This is a genomic window from Microbacterium sp. LjRoot205 (assembly GCF_056175745.1).
Genome location: NZ_JBGFFH010000004.1, coordinates 157,808 through 174,130 on the forward strand (window position 1 = coordinate 157,808; position 16,323 = coordinate 174,130).

15 protein-coding genes are annotated in these 16,323 nt (G+C 68.6%); all 15 read right to left on the bottom strand.

The features are described from left to right. Positions 1-33 precede the first annotated feature (33 nt). A complete protein-coding gene (locus tag AC04ME_RS10865) occupies positions 34-1,500 on the bottom strand; it encodes a glutamate synthase subunit beta (RefSeq protein ID WP_079112801.1) in 1,467 nt (488 codons plus the stop codon). Then, complete coding sequence (gltB, locus tag AC04ME_RS10870; RefSeq protein ID WP_153302177.1) at positions 1,493-6,016, bottom strand: glutamate synthase large subunit; 4,524 nt, start codon at positions 6,014-6,016, stop codon at positions 1,493-1,495. Before gltB ends, AC04ME_RS10865 begins: the two co-directional genes overlap by 8 nt. 135 nt (positions 6,017-6,151) lie before the next feature. Continuing rightward, on the bottom strand, positions 6,152-7,180 hold the full coding sequence (gene lgt, locus AC04ME_RS10875; RefSeq protein ID WP_475434937.1) for a prolipoprotein diacylglyceryl transferase: 1,029 nt from the start codon (positions 7,178-7,180) through the stop codon (positions 6,152-6,154). A gap of 10 nt (positions 7,181-7,190) precedes the next feature. Further along, the gene (gene trpA / locus AC04ME_RS10880; RefSeq protein WP_079112803.1) at positions 7,191-7,994 is read right to left on the bottom strand and encodes a tryptophan synthase subunit alpha; all 804 of its coding nucleotides are present in this window, start codon (positions 7,992-7,994) and stop codon (positions 7,191-7,193) included. After that, on the bottom strand, positions 7,991-9,259 hold the full coding sequence (gene trpB / locus AC04ME_RS10885; protein WP_309688587.1) for a tryptophan synthase subunit beta: 1,269 nt from the start codon (positions 9,257-9,259) through the stop codon (positions 7,991-7,993). Before trpB ends, trpA begins: the two co-directional genes overlap by 4 nt. Beyond that, on the bottom strand, positions 9,259-10,029 hold the full coding sequence (gene trpC / locus AC04ME_RS10890) for an indole-3-glycerol phosphate synthase TrpC (RefSeq protein ID WP_475435052.1): 771 nt from the start codon (positions 10,027-10,029) through the stop codon (positions 9,259-9,261). Before trpC ends, trpB begins: the two co-directional genes overlap by 1 nt. 2 nt (positions 10,030-10,031) lie before the next feature. Further along, on the bottom strand, positions 10,032-10,277 hold the full coding sequence (locus AC04ME_RS10895) for an HGxxPAAW family protein (RefSeq protein WP_042536642.1): 246 nt from the start codon (positions 10,275-10,277) through the stop codon (positions 10,032-10,034). 48 nt (positions 10,278-10,325) lie between these two features. Continuing rightward, positions 10,326-10,916: a Trp biosynthesis-associated membrane protein gene (locus AC04ME_RS10900; RefSeq protein WP_475434940.1), complete on the bottom strand. Its 591-nt coding sequence runs from the start codon at positions 10,914-10,916 to the stop codon at positions 10,326-10,328. Next, positions 10,913-11,272, bottom strand: a complete 360-nt coding sequence (gene hisI / locus AC04ME_RS10905; protein ID WP_042536640.1) for a phosphoribosyl-AMP cyclohydrolase — start codon at positions 11,270-11,272, stop codon at positions 10,913-10,915. Before hisI ends, AC04ME_RS10900 begins: the two co-directional genes overlap by 4 nt. Further along, positions 11,269-12,030 (bottom strand): imidazole glycerol phosphate synthase subunit HisF, encoded by a 762-nt coding sequence (hisF, locus tag AC04ME_RS10910; RefSeq protein WP_056376891.1) that lies wholly within the window; start codon positions 12,028-12,030, stop codon positions 11,269-11,271. Before hisF ends, hisI begins: the two co-directional genes overlap by 4 nt. Beyond that, positions 12,030-12,872, bottom strand: coding sequence for an ATP phosphoribosyltransferase (gene hisG / locus AC04ME_RS10915; RefSeq protein WP_140037111.1), 843 nt, complete (start codon positions 12,870-12,872; stop codon positions 12,030-12,032). The genes hisF and hisG overlap by 1 nt, the downstream gene beginning before the upstream one ends. Positions 12,873-12,910: 38 nt before the next feature. Beyond that, positions 12,911-13,174, bottom strand: coding sequence for a phosphoribosyl-ATP diphosphatase (locus AC04ME_RS10920; protein WP_042536637.1), 264 nt, complete (start codon positions 13,172-13,174; stop codon positions 12,911-12,913). Beyond that, the gene (rpe, locus tag AC04ME_RS10925; RefSeq protein WP_042536636.1) at positions 13,171-13,851 is read right to left on the bottom strand and encodes a ribulose-phosphate 3-epimerase; all 681 of its coding nucleotides are present in this window, start codon (positions 13,849-13,851) and stop codon (positions 13,171-13,173) included. Before rpe ends, AC04ME_RS10920 begins: the two co-directional genes overlap by 4 nt. 4 nt (positions 13,852-13,855) lie before the next feature. Further along, a complete protein-coding gene (locus AC04ME_RS10930) occupies positions 13,856-15,397 on the bottom strand; it encodes an RsmB/NOP family class I SAM-dependent RNA methyltransferase (RefSeq protein ID WP_475434944.1) in 1,542 nt (513 codons plus the stop codon). Next, positions 15,394-16,314, bottom strand: a complete 921-nt coding sequence (fmt, locus tag AC04ME_RS10935; RefSeq protein WP_455904930.1) for a methionyl-tRNA formyltransferase — start codon at positions 16,312-16,314, stop codon at positions 15,394-15,396. Before fmt ends, AC04ME_RS10930 begins: the two co-directional genes overlap by 4 nt. Between the last annotated feature and the right edge of the window lie 9 nt (positions 16,315-16,323).

Genomic DNA, 16,323 nt, shown 5'->3' on the forward strand with positions numbered 1-16,323 from the left:
GATGGAAATCAGGCGACGGTGCCGCGGCTCAGCCTACGCGGGCTGGAGACCGATAGCGACTTCATGCGGTCGCACAGGCTCGGGCAGAACGGTCGTGCCCATGAGGAAGCGATCGACGTTGGCCGCGGCTGCACGGCCCTCCGCGATCGCCCACACGATGAGGGACTGCCCCCGCCCGGCGTCGCCGGCGACGAAGACACCGGGCACGGTCGACTCGTAGGTGTCATCACGACGGAAGGCACCGCGGTCGGTGACCTGAGGAAGCGTGTCCTCGGTGTAGCCGTCCTGCTCCGGACCGGTGAAGCCCATGGCGATCAGCACGAGGTCTGCGGGGATCTCGCGCTCGGTGCCGCTCTTGGGCACGCGGCGGCCGTCGATGTACTCGGTCTCCGCGACACGCAGAGCACGAACCTCGCCGACGTCGTTGGAGAGGAACTCGACGGTCGAGGCGAGGAAGACGCGCTCACCGCCTTCTTCATGAGCCGAGGAGACCTCGAAGAGCGTCGGCATCATCGGCCATGGCTGGTGTCCCGGACGCTCGGTGCCGGGCTGCTTGCCGATCGCGAGGTTGGTGACGCTGATCGCACCCTGACGGTGTGCGGTTCCGATGCAGTCCGCACCGGTGTCGCCGCCGCCGATCACGATGACGTGCTTGCCTTCGGCGCTGATCTGCTCGGGGACCTTGTCTCCGGCGACCGCATGGTTGGACTCGACGAGGTACTCCATCGCGAAGTGCACTCCGTCGAGGTCACGTCCCGGGATCGACAGGTCACGGGGAACCGTCGATCCGGTGGCGATCACGACGGCGTCGTAGCGGGCGCGGAGATCGGACCACGAGATGTCCTTGCCGATCTCGACTCCGGCACGGAACCTCGTCCCCTCCTCCTGCATCTGGCGCAGGCGGGACTCGAGCTGCCCCTTCTCCATCTTGAAGTCGGGAATGCCGTAGCGCAGCAGACCCCCGATGCGATCGTCTCGCTCGAAGACAGCGACCGTGTGACCTGCACGGGTCAGCTGCTGTGCTGCCGCGAGCCCCGCGGGGCCGGAGCCCACGACGGCGACCGTCTTGCCGGTCAGACGAGCGGGAGGCTGCGGCTCGACCCAGCCCTTGGCGAACGCCTCGTCGATGATCGAGACCTCGATCTGCTTGATCGTGACCGCGGGCTGGTTGATGCCCAGGACGCAGGAGCTCTCGCACGGCGCAGGGCACAGCCGACCGGTGAATTCCGGGAAGTTGTTGGTCGCGTGCAGACGGTCGATCGCCGCCCGCCCTTCTCCGCGCCAGGTCAGGTCGTTCCATTCGGGGATCAGGTTGCCCAGCGGGCAGCCCTGATGGCAGAACGGCACACCGCAGTCCATGCATCGCCCGGCCTGACGCTTCAGGACCGCCTGATCGCCGGCCTCGTAGACCTCTTTCCAGTCCATGATGCGCACGGGCACAGGACGACGCTTCGGAAGCTCACGCTCAGTGACCTTCAGAAAACCTTTGGGATCAGCCACCGGTCACCTCCAGGATGCGGTTCCAGACGATGTCGCCGTCGGGGTCGATGCCCTCGGCGACTGCTTCTTCGCGCATGCTGCGCACTGCGGCGTAGTCCCGCGGAAGCACCTTCGTGAACTGGCCTGCGGTCTCATCGAACCGCGCCAGGATGTCGGAGCCGAGCGGCGAGGCCGTGCGCTCCACGTGTGCGACGATCAGGCTGCGCAGCACTTCGAGGTCGGCACGGTCGAGCGGCTCGAGCCTGAGCTCTCCGCTGCCGAGCGACTGGGCGTTGATCTTGGCGCTGTCGAGCGAGTGGATGTAAGCGACTCCCCCGGACATGCCGGCGCCGAGGTTGCGACCCGTCGAGCCGAGGATCACAGCGACTCCACCGGTCATGTACTCGAGCGCGTGGTCGCCCACGCCCTCGACGACCGCCGTGGCACCGGAGTTGCGGACGAGGAATCGCTCGCCCACGACGCCGGAGAGGAACATGGTTCCCGACGTGGCTCCGTATCCGATGACGTTGCCGGCGATCACGTTCTCGTGCGGCGCGATGGCAGAGCCCCGAGCCGGACGGATCGAGATGTCGCCGCCCGAGAGCCCCTTGCCGACGTAGTCGTTCGCGTCGCCTTCGAGGCGCAGCACGATGCCGGAGGGAAGGAACGCTCCCAGCGACTGACCCGCCGTTCCGTGCAGCGTGACGTCGATGGTGCCGCTGGGAAGGCCCGCGGCGCCGTGGCGCGACGTGACCTGGTGACCCAGCATCGTGCCGACGGCCCGCTCGGTGTTGGCGATGGGCAGCTCGACCACGACCGGCTCTCCGTTGAGGAGGGCGGGCTTCGCGATGTCGATGAGCTGCACGTCGAAGTGCTTCTCGAGCTCGTGATCCTGGGTGCGGCGGCTGCGACGCGGCTCGCTCGCGGGGAACGCGGGGCCCTCGAGCACAGGGCTCAGGTCGAGACCCTCCGCCTTCCAGTGCTGCAGGGCCGCGTTCGCCTCGATGAGCTCTGCACGCCCCACGATCTCGTCGATCGAGCGGAACCCGAGCTCCGCCAGGATCTCGCGGACCTCCTCGGCGATGAACTCCATGAAGTTCACCACGAACTCCGGCTTGCCCGTGAAGCGCTCGCGCAGCACCGGGTTCTGCGTCGCGACGCCCACCGGGCAGGTGTCGAGGTGGCAGACCCGCATCATGATGCACCCGCTCACGACCAGCGGGGCGGTGGCGAAACCGAACTCCTCGGCGCCGAGCAGGGCGCCGATGATGACATCGCGTCCGGTCTTCAGCTGGCCGTCGACCTGCACCACCACGCGGTCGCGCATGCCGTTCAGCATGAGCGTCTGCTGCGTCTCGGCGAGGCCGAGTTCCCAGGGCGTTCCCGCGTGCTTGAGGGAGTTCATCGGGCTCGCGCCCGTGCCGCCGTCATGGCCGGACACCAGGATGACGTCGCTGAGCGCCTTCGCGACACCCGCGGACACTGCGCCGATACCCGACTGGCTGACCAGCTTCGTGTGGATCCGCGCCTCGGGGTTGGCCCGCTTCAGGTCGAAGATGAGCTGCTTCAGATCTTCGATCGAGTAGATGTCGTGATGCGGCGGCGGCGAGATGAGGCCGACGCCGGGCGTGCCGCCGCGTGTGCGCGCGACCCAGGGGTAGACCTTCTGCGGAGGCAGCTGACCGCCCTCGCCGGGCTTGGCGCCCTGGGCGAGCTTGATCTGGATGTCGTCGGCTTCGGTGAGGTACAGGCTCGTGACTCCGAAGCGTCCTGACGCGACCTGCTTGATCGCACTGCGGCGTTCGGGGTCGAGCAGCCGGTCGGTGTCCTCGCCGCCCTCGCCGGTGTTCGACTTGCCGCCGAGTCGGTTCATCGCGATCGCGAGAGTCTCGTGCGCCTCTTTCGAGATCGAGCCGTAGCTCATGGCGCCCGTCGAGAAGCGCTTCACGATCGCGGAGACCGGTTCGACCTCATCGAGCGGCACGGGCTTGCGGGTGCCGGTGCGCAGCGTGAACATCCCGCGAAGCGTCTTGAGCTCCGCCGCCTGGTCGTCGACCATCTTCGTGTACTCGCGGAAGATGTCGTAGCGGCGCTCGCGCGTCGCGTGCTGCAGCTTGAACACCGTCTCGGGGTTGAAGAGATGCGGTGAGCCGTCGCGGCGCCACTGGTATTCACCACCGGTCCACAGTCGCTCGTGCGCACGAGCGGCTTCGTCCTCGGGATAGGCGTAGTCGTGGCGAGCCTGGTTCTCGATGAAGATCTCTTGGATGCCGATTCCGCCGAGCTTCGACTCGGTGCGCGTGAAGTACTTGTCGATGAACTCCTCGCTCAGGCCGACGGCCTCGAAGACCTGGGCCCCGGCGTACGACGACACGGTCGAGATGCCCATCTTCGACATGATCTTCAGGACGCCCTTGCCGAGCGCGTAGATCAGGTTGCGGACGGCCTTCTCGGGGCTGATGCCCGTGATGTATCCGGTGCGCACGAGATGCTCGACCGTCTCCATCGCGAGATACGGGTTGACCGCCGAGGCGCCGTATCCGATCAGGGTCGCGACGTGGTGCACCTCGCGCACATCGCCGGCTTCGACGATCAGTCCGACCTTCATGCGGTTCTCGCGGCGGATCAGGTGGTGATGGATCGCCGAGACCATGAGCAGCGACGGGATCGGGGTCAGATCCTTGTTCGAGTCGCGGTCCGACAGGATGACGAACTCGGCACCCTGTTCGATGGCCTCGTCGACCTCGTCGCACATCTCGGTGAGACGCTTCTCGAGCGTGTTCGACCCGGCGTCGAAGTGGTAGAGACCCTTGATCGTCACGCTCGAGCGATCCGGAAGCGCCTTGTCGATGTGGCGGATCTTCGCGAGCTCGTCGTTGTCGATGACGGGGAAGTCGAGCGACACGGTGCGCGTGTGGTCCGGGCCCCACGTGAGCAGGTTGCTCTCGGGGCCGAGACCCAGCTTGAGGCTCGTGACGACCTCTTCGCGGATCGAGTCGAGCGGCGGGTTGGTGACCTGCGCGAACTGCTGCGTGAAGTAGTCGAAGAGCAGACGCGGGCGCTTGCTGAGCACCGCGATCGGAGTGTCCGATCCCATGGCACCGAGGGGCTCGACGCCGGTCTGACCCATCGGGGTCAGCAGCAGACGCACCTCTTCTTCGGTGTAGCCGAAGGTGCGCTGACGCCGGGTGATGGACGCCGGCGGGTGCACGATGTGCTCACGCTCGGGAAGGTCGGCGAGACGGACGGATCCGGCATCCAGCCATTCCTGCCACGGGTGCAGGGTCGCGAGATCGCGCTTGATCTCCTCGTCCTCGATGATGCGCTGCTGCGAGGTGTCGACGAGGAACATCTTGCCCGGCTGCAGGCGTCCTCGACGCTTGATCCGCTCGGGCTCGAAGGTGAGCACGCCGGTCTCCGAACCGATGACGATCAGGCCGTCGGTCGTCTCGGTCCAGCGCCCTGGGCGCAGACCGTTGCGGTCGAGGGTCGCTCCGACCACGGTGCCGTCGGTGAAGATGAGGGCGGCCGGGCCGTCCCACGGCTCCATCTGGTTCGAGTGGTACTCGTAGAACGAGCGCAGCTCTGGCGAGATGTCCGACTGCTTCTCGTAGGCCTCCGGCACCATCATCATGATGGCGTGCGGCAGGCTGCGACCCGTGAGCGTGAGCAGCTCGAGCACTTCGTCGAACGATGCGGAGTCGCTTGCGCCGTCGGTGCAGATAGGCAGCAGAGGTGCCATGTCCCCGAGCAGCTCGGACTCGAGCTGCGACTGACGCGCACGCATCCAGTTGCGGTTTCCGCCGACCGTGTTGATCTCACCGTTGTGCGCGAGCATGCGCAGCGGTTGAGCCAGCGGCCAGGACGGGAACGTGTTGGTCGAGTAGCGCGAGTGCACGACGGCGAGCTCCGACATGAAGCGCTCGTCCTGCAGGTCGGGGTAGAAGGGCTCGAGCTGGAGCGTCGTGACCATTCCCTTGTAGCCGAGCGTGCGCGCGGACAGCGAGACGAAGTACGCCCCCAGCTCGTGGCCGGCGCGCTTGCGCAGGCGGTAAGCGACGCGGTCGAGCGCGATCCCGGTGAGCGGCGCGTCGGAGTGGGTCGCTCCCCCGGCGCTCACGAAGAGCTGCTCGAAGGCGGGGCGGGCTTCGTCGGCGAGCTTGCCGAGGTTGTCGTTGACCGTCGGCACCTCGCGCCAGCCGAGGACGCGCAGGCCCTCGGCGCGGGCGATCTTCTCGATACCGGCCTTCTGCTGACGGCGCTCGCTGGAATCGCGCGGGAGGAATGCCAGACCCGCGGCGTACTCGCCGACCGGGGGCAGTTCGAAATCTGTGACCGCGCGCAGGAACGCGTCCGGCATCTGGGTCAGGATGCCTGCGCCGTCACCCGTGCCGGCATCCGAGCCGATGGCGCCGCGGTGCTCGAGGTTGCGCAGCGCCTCGAGCGCCAACGCGATGATGTCGTGGCCGGCTTCGCCACGAAGTGTCGCGACCATGGCGAGACCGCAGGCGTCCTTCTCGAACGCCGGGTTGTACATGCCCTGCTTCGGGGGGTAAGCGCCGGAAGCGCCGTAGGGAGGCTGAAAATACACCAGTACCGTCCTCAGATCTGCAGCTGACCCGGGGGCGTCATTGGCCGGGTGGATGTGATGGGGTCCGCACGGACCGGTCGGCTATCGAGCGCCTTCCGTGTCCGTGGGAGCGGTGCTTGTGGCGCTGGCTCCTGCGGCGACTTCTTCGGACGGAGGCTCACTCAGGTCCACGAAGTCGGAGGGATTGTTCTGCGATTCTACATCAGCGTCCAGGTCGGTCCGGCCGCGACCGGGCTGGTACGGCGACGGCTCGAGTCCGGGGTGACGGCGCGACTGCACGATGAGGATCGCAAGGCCGACGACGATGCCGAAGATCGCAGCCCAGACGTTGCTGCGCAGGCCGAGGAAGATCTCGCTCGGATCGATGCGGATCGACTCCCAGACCACACGGCCGGTGCTGTACCAGATGAGGTAGATCGCGAAGAGCCTGCCCCACTGGAACGCGGTCGCCTTGCGGCTCAGCCACAGCAGAACGATGACGCCGAGACCGTTCCACAGCACCTCGTAGAGGAAGGTCGGGTGGAAGAGCGTGCCCTCGGGAAGCCCCGGGGGGAATGCGGAGTTGTCGGCGGGGATCTCGAGACCCCACGGCAGGTCGGTGGGGAGTCCGTAGAGCTCCTTGTTGAACCAGTTGCCGAAGCGGCCCATGGCCTGCGCGAGCAGGAGTCCGGGCGCCAGCGCGTCGGCGAAGGTCCAGAAGCGGATGCCGGTCCAGCGGCAGCCGAGGTATGCACCGACGGCTCCACCGATGAGGGCGCCGAAGATGGCGATGCCACCCTCCCAGATAGCCCAGACGGAGCCGGGCTCGAACGGGTTCCAGGTGTTCCTGCCCTCGCCGAAGTAGAAGTTCGGGTGCGTGAGCACGTGGAAGATGCGCGCGCCGATGATCGCCAGCGGAACGGCGAGGATCGAGATGTCGATCACGACCCACGGCTCTGCCCCGCGCCTCGTGAGGCGGTGGTTGGTCAGCAGCACCGCGGCGATGATGCCGGCGATGATGCAGAGCGCGTAGAAGTGGATCCGTAGCGGCCCGAGGTCGATGTAGGAGACCGGGGGGCTCGGGATGCTGGCGAGCACGCCGCCGAAGGTGCTGTGAAGCGCGAGGGACATGAGTGCGATTCTAGTTCTCGTGTGTGGGGCGTGCCGACGACGTGCCGACTGCCAGGTTTCGGGTGACCTCTGCGAGCGCGGGGATGCCGCCGTCGCGGAGAGCGCGGACCAGCGCGGTGCCGACGATCGCGCCGTCCGCGTATTCGGAGACCCCGGCGATCTGCTCGGCGGTCGAGATGCCGATGCCGACGCAGGCGCGGACATCGCCGTGCTCGCGCAGGCGGCCGACCAGGGTGCGCGCAGCACGGTCGAGCTCGGTGCGCTCACCGGTGATGCCCATGGTCGAGACGGTGTAGACGAAGCCGGTCGATGACTTCACGACCAGCCCGAGGCGTTCGTCCGACGAGGTGGGAGCTGCGAGGAAGACACGGTCGAGACCGGTGCGCTCACTCGCTGCTATCCACTCCCCCGCGACCTCCGGGGTGATGTCGGGGGTGATGAGCCCGGCGCCGCCGGCTGCGAGCAGGTCGTCGGCGTACCGATCGACGCCGTACTGGAACACCGGGTTCCAGTACGTCATGACCAGCACGGGCACGTCTGTGGCGGCGGTGATCGCGCGCACAGCGGTGAAGAGGTCCTTCATCTTGAACCCGTTCGCGAGCGCCGCGGTGGTCGCCTCCTGGATCACCGCGCCGTCCATCACCGGGTCGCTGTAGGGCGGGCCGAGCTCGATGATGTCGACGCCGTTCTCAGCGAGTGCGATGGCCGCCTGAATGCTGGTCTCGAGGTCGGGGAACCCGACCGGGAGGTACCCGACGAACGCGCTGCGGCCGGCCTCGTGTGCTGCGGCTATCGCCTGTTCCACGCGGCTCACAGTTCCGGCTCCCCCTTCGACGCGGCTGCCTCGGCGTCGCTCTCGTCCTCGACGTCGTGCGCGAGCGCCTCAGCGTCGTAGAGGTCGAAGTACCGAGCCGCCGTGTCCATGTCCTTGTCGCCGCGGCCGGAGAGGCAGATGGCGAGCACGGCGTCGGGCCCCAGGTCACGGCCCAGGCGCAGAGCCCCCGCAAGGGCGTGCGCCGACTCGATCGCCGGGATGATGCCCTCGGTGCGGCTGAGCAGGCGCAGTGCCTGCATGGCCTCGTCGTCGGTCGCAGGAATGTACTCGGCGCGGCCGATGTCGGCGAGCCAGGAGTGCTCAGGACCGACGCCCGGGTAGTCGAGGCCGGCGGAGATCGAGTGGGACTCGACCGTCTGACCGTCTTCGTCCTGCAGCACGTAGGTCTTGGCGCCGTGCAGGATGCCGGGGCGCCCACGCTCGATCGATGCGGCATGCCGCGGAGTGTCGACGCCGTCGCCGGCGGCCTCGACGCCGTAGAGCTTCACGCCCTCGTCGTCGAGGAAGGCATCGAACATGCCGATCGCGTTCGAGCCGCCTCCGACGCAGGCGATGACCGCGTCGGGCAGACGTCCGACCTCGTCGAGGAGCTGCTGTCGAGCCTCCTCGCCGATGATCTTCTGGAAGTCCCGGACCATCGCGGGGAAAGGATGCGGGCCTGCAGCGGTGCCGAAGATGTAGTTGGTGGTCTCGACCGACGCGACCCAGTCGCGGTAGGCGTCGTTGATCGCATCCTTCAGGGTGCGCGAACCCGAGGTGACGGCGACGACCTCTGCGCCGAGCAGTCGCATCCGAGCGACGTTCAGCGCCTGGCGCTCCGTGTCGACCTCACCCATGTAGATCGTGCACTCGAGACCGAAGAGGGCGGCAGCCGTCGCCGTGGCGACGCCGTGCTGACCCGCGCCCGTCTCGGCGATCACGCGCTTCTTGCCGAGACGTTTCGTCAGCAGCGCCTGACCGAGCACGTTGTTGATCTTGTGCGAGCCGGTGTGGTTGAGATCCTCGCGCTTGAGGAAGACGCGCGCACCACCGGCGTGCTCGGCGAACCGCGCGACCTCGGTGAGCGGAGACGGGCGGCCGGCGTACGAGCTGAGCAGAGACGCCAGCTCGGCGCGGAACGCCGGGTCGACGATCGCGTCGGCGTACGCCGCTGAGAGCTCGTCGATCGCGGCGATCAGCGACTCGGGCATGTATCGCCCGCCGTACTCGCCGAACAGGGGACCATGCTGATCTCGCAGGCTCATCACGCCTCCAGGAAGCTCTTGAGAGTGGCGACCGGGTCGCCCGTGACGAGCGCCTCCCCGATCAGGACGACATCAGCACCCGCGGAGCGGTAGTGCGTGACGTCTGCAGGTGTGAGGACCGCGGACTCGGCGATCTTGACGGCTGAGTCCGGGATGCGGTCGACGAGACGGCCGAAGAGGTCGCGGTCGAGCTCGAGTGTCGTCAGATCGCGGGCGTTGACCCCGATCAGCGGCGCGCCGAGATCGATCGCCACCTCGAGCTCGTCGGCAGAGTGGGTCTCGACGAGCGGAGTCATGCCGAGCTCCGTGATGAAGCCGAACAGATCACGGAGCACGTGAGGATCGAGTCCGGCGACGATGAGCAGCACGAGGTCGGCACCGGCTGCTCGGGCTTCGAGCACCTGGTATCGGTTCGCGATGAAGTCCTTGCGCAGCACAGGCAGCGACACCCGGGCCGTGACGGCCTCGAGATCGGCGAGACTGCCGCCGAATCGACGCTCCTCGGTCAGGACGCTGATCGCAGACGCACCGCCCGTCTCATACAGGGAAGCCTGCAGTGCCGGGTCGGGGATCTCGGCGAGAGCACCCCGCGACGGACTCGCGCGCTTCACCTCGGCGATGATCTGCACGCGCTCAGCGGGAGCGAGGAACGCGAGCGCGTCCTTGGCGGCGGGGCGTGCGAGAGCGTCGCGCTCGACGTCGGCCAGAGGCCGGGTCAGAGCACGACGTTCGGCGTCTGCGACTGCGCCGGCCGTGAGGTCGGCGAGCACCATTAGTGCGCCTTCGGCGAGTACTTGGGGCCCTTCACGCCGTAGCCGGCCCTCGACAGCAGCCAGCCCACGAGCGCACCGATCGGGATGATCGCGGCGCCCACCCAGATCAGGGCGACCCAGACGGGGCTGAACTCGGCGAGGCAGAACGCCAGCGTGCCGATCGTGAAGCCGGCGAGCATGATGATGACGCCCGTCCATGCGGCAGGCGAGTGTCCGTGGCCGGGGTCAGCGATCGGGTTGGTCATGGTCTCCTCCGGGGGACGACGTGCTGGTTCGGATCAAGTCTATCGGGGTCATCGTGTCGGGTCGGTTCCGCGCGAGAGGTCGTCCCACGAATCGATCGCGTCGACGGGCCCGGCGGTCGAGCCGACATGTGCGGCATCGGTGCGGTAGCGGCGTCCGCCGCGCTTCCATCGCCGCCACGTGAGGAGCACGACGAGGGATGCCGCCAGCAGGATCACCCAGCCGATGAGCGTCATCACGGGCCAGGCCGAGAGCTCGATGCCGGCGACGACGTCGGCGATCGCCGTGCTGCCTGCGAGCCCGGTCGTCTCGGTGACGGTGGGACCGACAGCGCTCAGCGGCTCGGTCAGGAGCAGCTGCAGGGTCGTCCAGCCGAGGAACAGCGCTGCCGCGGTGGCGAGAACGCCGAACACGAGTCGCATCACCGGGCCGACGATCGAGAGGGCGATGCCTAGCGCCAGGACCGCGAGGCTCAGAGGAGCGAGCAGCGGCAGCGCGGACGCGCCTGGCACGAGGATGGCCTCCCCGGCATCCGCGCGTTCGACGGTGAGCCACGTCTGGGTCGACGAGATGATCCCGACCGCTCCCGCGAGGAGGAAGCCGGAGACGGCGATCGAGCGACCTCTGCGCGCGAGAGTCACTCGGCCGAGCTCCCCTCGACGGCGTGCAGGTCCGTCGTGTCGAAGCAGGTGCGGGTGCCGGTGTGGCAGGCGGGGCCGGTCTGGTCGACCCGCAGCAGGATGGCGTCGCCGTCGCAGTCGAGTCTCGCCTCGTGCACCACCTGGATGTGTCCGGAGGTGTCTCCCTTGCGCCAGTACTCCTGACGCGAGCGCGACCAGTACACCGCGCGACCGGTGGTGAGCGTGCGGCGCAGGGCCTCGGCATCGACCCACGCGAGCATGAGGACCTCTGCCGTGTCCCACTGCTGGACGATCACCGGCGCGAGGCCGTCGTCGTTGAAGGCGACCTGAGCGATGCGCTCCTCGATATCGTTCATCGGACGAGCACTCCCTCCGCGCGCAGCGCGTCCTTGACGTCGCCGACCGTGAGCGCGCCCGTGTGGAACACGCTGGCTGCCAGCACCGCATCCGCTCCGGCCTTGATCGCGGGAGCGAAGTCGGATGCCTTGCCCGCGCCACCGGAGGCGATCACCGGCACTGAGGCGGCCTCACGCATGAGCTTCACCAGTTCGAGGTCGAAGCCGTCTCGCGTGCCGTCGGCGTCGATCGAGTTGACCAGCAACTCGCCTGCCCCGCGCTCCGCCGCCTCACGCGCCCAGTCGAGCGCATCGAGGGTCGTCTGGGTGCGTCCGCCATGGGTGGTGACGACGAAACCGGAGGGAGTGCCGGGTGCCCGCTTGACGTCGAGCGACAGCACCAGCACCTGTGCGCCGAAGCGGTCCGCGATCTCGCCGATCAGCTCAGGGCGAGCGATGGCCGCCGAGTTGACCCCGACCTTGTCGGCGCCGACCGAGAGGAGCCGCGCCACGTCGTCGACGCTGCGCACTCCCCCGCCGACCGTCAGCGGCACGAACACCTGCTCAGCCGTGCGCTGCACCACGTCGTACGTCGTCGCGCGAGCATCGACGGTCGCCGTGACGTCGAGGAACGTGATCTCGTCTGCGCCCTGCGCCGCGTAGTGGCGCGCGAGCTCGACGGGGTCGCCCATATCGCGCAGGTTCTCGAAGTTGACGCCTTTGACGACGCGACCCGCGGCGACGTCGAGGCACGGGATGACGCGACTCGCGAGCGCCATCAGAGCCTCGCGTTGTGGATCGCCGTGACGAGGATCGCGCGAGCGCCGAGCGCGTACAGCGCGTCCATCACGGGGTTGACCCGCGCACGCGCCACCATGACGCGGACGGCGACCCACTCCGGATCGCGGAGCGGTGAGACCGTGGGCGACTCGATGCCACCCGCGATCTTGACGGCGTCGTCGAGCAGAGCCAGCGGCAGGTCGTAATCGATCATCACGAACCGCCGAGCGACCATGACGCCGCGCAGGCGGCGAAGCAGCGTCTCGGAGCCCTCAGCATCATGCGGGCCCGCGATCAGCACGGCCTCGGACTGCAGGATCACAGGGCCGAAGACGTCGAGCCCCGCCTGACGCAGCGTCGTTCCCGTCTCGACGACATCGGCGACGGCGTCGGCGACGCCGAGGCGCACGGCGGACTCCACCGCGCCGTCGAGCGGCACGAGGTCGACGGCGATGCCCCGCTCGTCGAGGAACGCGTCGACGAGGCCGGGGTACGACGTCGCGATGCGCAGTCCGTCGAGCTCTGAGACGTCGGTGTAGCGCCCCGATGGCGCGGCGAAGCGGAACGTCGACCCGGCGAAGCCGAGCGCCTCGATCTCCCGCGCGCCCGGCATGCGGGCGTCGAGGAGCAGATCGCGTCCTGTGATGCCGACGTCGATGGCGCCGGACCCGACGTAGGTCGCGATGTCCTTCGGGCGGAGATAGAAGAACTCGACGTCGTTGTCGGCATCGACGACGTGAAGCGTCTTGGGGTCACGACGACCGGCGTAGCCGGCCTCCGCGAGCATGTCGGCGGCCGTCTCGGAGAGAGAGCCCTTGTTGGGAACAGCAATGCGCAGCATGGGAAGCCTTCAGATCGAAGCGAGTGGGGCGGAGCGCTTCACAGATGTCGGTAGACGTCCTGCAGGCTCAGGCCCTTCGCGATCATCATCACCTGGACGTGGTAGAGCAGCTGCGAGATCTCCTCCGCAGCGGCCTCGTCGGATTCGTACTCGGAGGCCATCCAGACTTCGGCGGCCTCCTCGACGATCTTCTTGCCGATCGTGTGCACGCCGCCGTCGAGCTCCGCGACCGTCCCCGATCCCTCTGGACGGGTCTCGGCCTTGACGCTGAGCTCGGCGAACAGCTCGTCGAAAGTCTTCACGATTCCAGGCTAGCGGCTCTGGCGCGGTCTCTGAGCCGGGTGACGGCCGCCTCGACGTCGTCGGCGCCGTAGACCGCCGACCCGGCGACGAACGTGTCGGCGCCCGCGGCGGCTGCCGCTTCGATGGTCGCGTCCGAGATGCCGCCGTCGACCTGCAACCAGACGTTCGATCCGCGACGCTTGGCCTCGTCGGCGAGAGCGCGCAGCTTGGGCATGGTCTCGTGCATGAACCCCTGCCCGCCGAACCCGGGTTCGACCGTCATCACGAGGATCTGGTCGAACTCCTCGAGCACGCTGTAGAGCCCCTCAGCGGGGGTGTCCGGCTTGATCGCGACGCCGGCCCTCGCCCCGATGCTGCGCAAGGTGCGAGCGAGCGAGATCGGATCCGCCGCCGCTTCGAGGTGGAACGTGACGCTGGCGGCGCCCAGCTCTGCATAGGCGGGCGCCCAGCGCTCGGGCTCGGTGATCATCAGGTGCACGTCGAGCGGTATGGGGCTGGTCGCCTGGATCCGTTCGACCATCTGCGGCCCGAACGTGAGGTTCGGCACGAAGTGGTTGTCCATCACATCGACGTGAGCGAAATCCGCGGTCGCGATCTTGGCGAGATCGCGCTGCATGTTCACGAAGTCGGCAGCGAGGATGCTGGGGTTGATGCGCGGTGCGCTGGGGAGTTCCACGTCTCTAGTCTCTCTCTTCGGAGTTCGCGTCGCCCTGCTCGGTGGCGGTGCGCTGGAGCAGCGCGAGGAACATGGCATCGGTGCCGTGGCGGTGCGGCCACAGCTGCACGCGACCGGAGCCGTCGCCGGCGAGGTCGATCGGTGACGCGGAGACGCCCTGGAGCACGCCACGCGCATCGAGCTCGGTGATGTCTGTGCGGCCTCGGAGCACCTCCTGGACGACGCCCGTCGTCTCGGCGAGATGCGGCGAGCAGGTGACGTACGCGACGATCCCACCCGGCGCGAGTGCGTCGAGCGCGGAGCTGAGGAGCTCGACCTGCAGCGGCACGAGCTCTGCGACGTCGGCGGGGGTCTTGCGCCAGCGCGCTTCCGGCCGCCGTCTGAGCGCGCCGAGGCCCGTGCACGGCGCGTCGACGAGGATGCGATCGAAGGCACCGGGATGGGACGCGCCGAACGAGCGCCCGTCCTCCTCGTGCACCACGACCTCGCCAGGCACCGCACGCAAGGCGTTGCGCACGAGACGTGCGCGTGTCGGGATGACCTCGTTCGCCTCGAGCGTGACGTCGTGCTCACGGGCGATGGCGGCGAGCAGCGCGGTCTTGCCGCCCGGGCCCGCGCACAGGTCGAGCCAGCGCTCGCCCGACGTGATGGGCGCGGCGGCCGTCAGTGCGAGCGCGACGAGCTGCGAACCCTCGTCCTGCACGCGGACGGTGCCGCCTGTCGCGGCGATCACGCGATGGGGGTCTCCCCCGGGCGAGCCGAAGGCGGTCGGCGCGTACGGACGCCGTGGCTCACCCGGGTCTGCGAGACCGGGGAGCGCGACGAGCGTCACCTCCGGCGAGGCGTTGTCGGCGTCGAGGAGATCATCGAGCTCGTGTGCCCGGCCCTCGGCCGCCAGCGCGCGTCGCAATGCCCTGATGATCCACACGGGATGCGCGGAGCGCAGTGCGAGACGCTCGTCATCGGACCGTGCCGAGCTCTCGATGCGGTCTTCCCACTCCCCCGGTGTCTCTCGGGCGATCCGGCGCAGCACGGCGTTCGCGAAGCTCGAAGCGCCTCGCCCCTGCGTCGAGGCGACCAGATTCACGGATTCGTTGACGGCCGCGTGCGAGGCGACCCGTGTGGCGAGCAGCTGGTGCGTCGCCAGGCGCAGCGCGTCGAGCACAGCCGGGTCGATCTCCTCCGCCGGACGATCGGCGGCGGTGGCGATGATCGCGTCGTAGGTGCCACGTCGACGGAGCGTTCCGTATGCGAGTTCAGTGGCCAGGGCCGCATCCTGCGGGCCGAGGCCCGCCTCGGCGATGGCCGGGGGCAGGATGAGGTTGGCGTAGGCATCCGACTCGGAGACAGCGCGCAACACGTCGTACGCCACCCGACGTGCGGGCTGCACTGTGCGCTGCGGCCCGCGAGGCTCGTCGCCACGACGGCCCCGTGGCTGACCACCGGCCTGCTGACTGCCACGCTGCCCGTGCGATCGCCCCTGCGGCCGGTTCTGCGGACCGCCCGGACGGCCGTCGCGACGCCTCGCGTCTCCCTGGCCGCTCATGCTCCGGCTCTCAGACCGTCGGTGTCGCGTTGGCCCCGCCACCAGTCGACCGCGTTCATGGCTCCCTTGCCCGCCGGCTGCACACGAGCGACCGAGAGGGGCGTCGAGCCCGTTCCGATGAGGAGGGCCGACTTCGTGGCAATGATCTCTCCCGGTTCCAGGGTGACGACGTCGCTCGATGGCGCCGCCTCGAGGATCTTCAGACGGAGCCCGTCGACGGTGGTGTGCGCCCCGGGCTCGGGAGTGACTCCGCGGAAGCGCGCGAACACCTGAGCGAGGGGCTGGCTCCAATCGAGCAGGCCGTCGTCGAGCGTCAGCTTCGGCGCCAGTGTCGGCTCCCCGTGCTGCGGCACGGCGCGCGCAGTGCCGTCGGCGATGGCCTGCACGACCTCGGCCGTCAGCTGCGCCCCGTCGACGGCAAGGGTCGCGAGCGCCGCGTCGGCCGTCGCCCCTGCTGCCACATCGACGACGCGGGTCGCGAAGATGTCTCCCGCGTCGAGTGCCGGCACGAGCTGGAAGACGCTTGCTCCGAGCTGGGCGTCGCCGGCGATCAGCGCGCGCTGCACGGGAGCAGCACCTCGCCACTGGGGCAGAAGCGAGAAGTGGAGGTTGATCCACCCCTTCGCCGGGGTGGAGAGCAGCGGCTCTCGCACGAGGCCGCCATACGCGACGATCACGCCGAGCTCGACCTGCAGGGCAGCGATCGCCTCTGTCGCCTCGTCACCGAGCCGCGCAGCCTTGATGATCGGCAGACCGAGGTCGGCGGCTGCCTGAGCGACGGGTGACGGTGTCAGCACCCTCTTGCGCCCCAGTGGCGCATCAGGACGCGTGACCACAGCCGCGATGTCGTGTTCGTCCGCGAGGCGGAGGAGGGTGGGAACGGCTGCCGATGGTGTGCCGGCGAAGACGAGACGCATGAAGGTGCT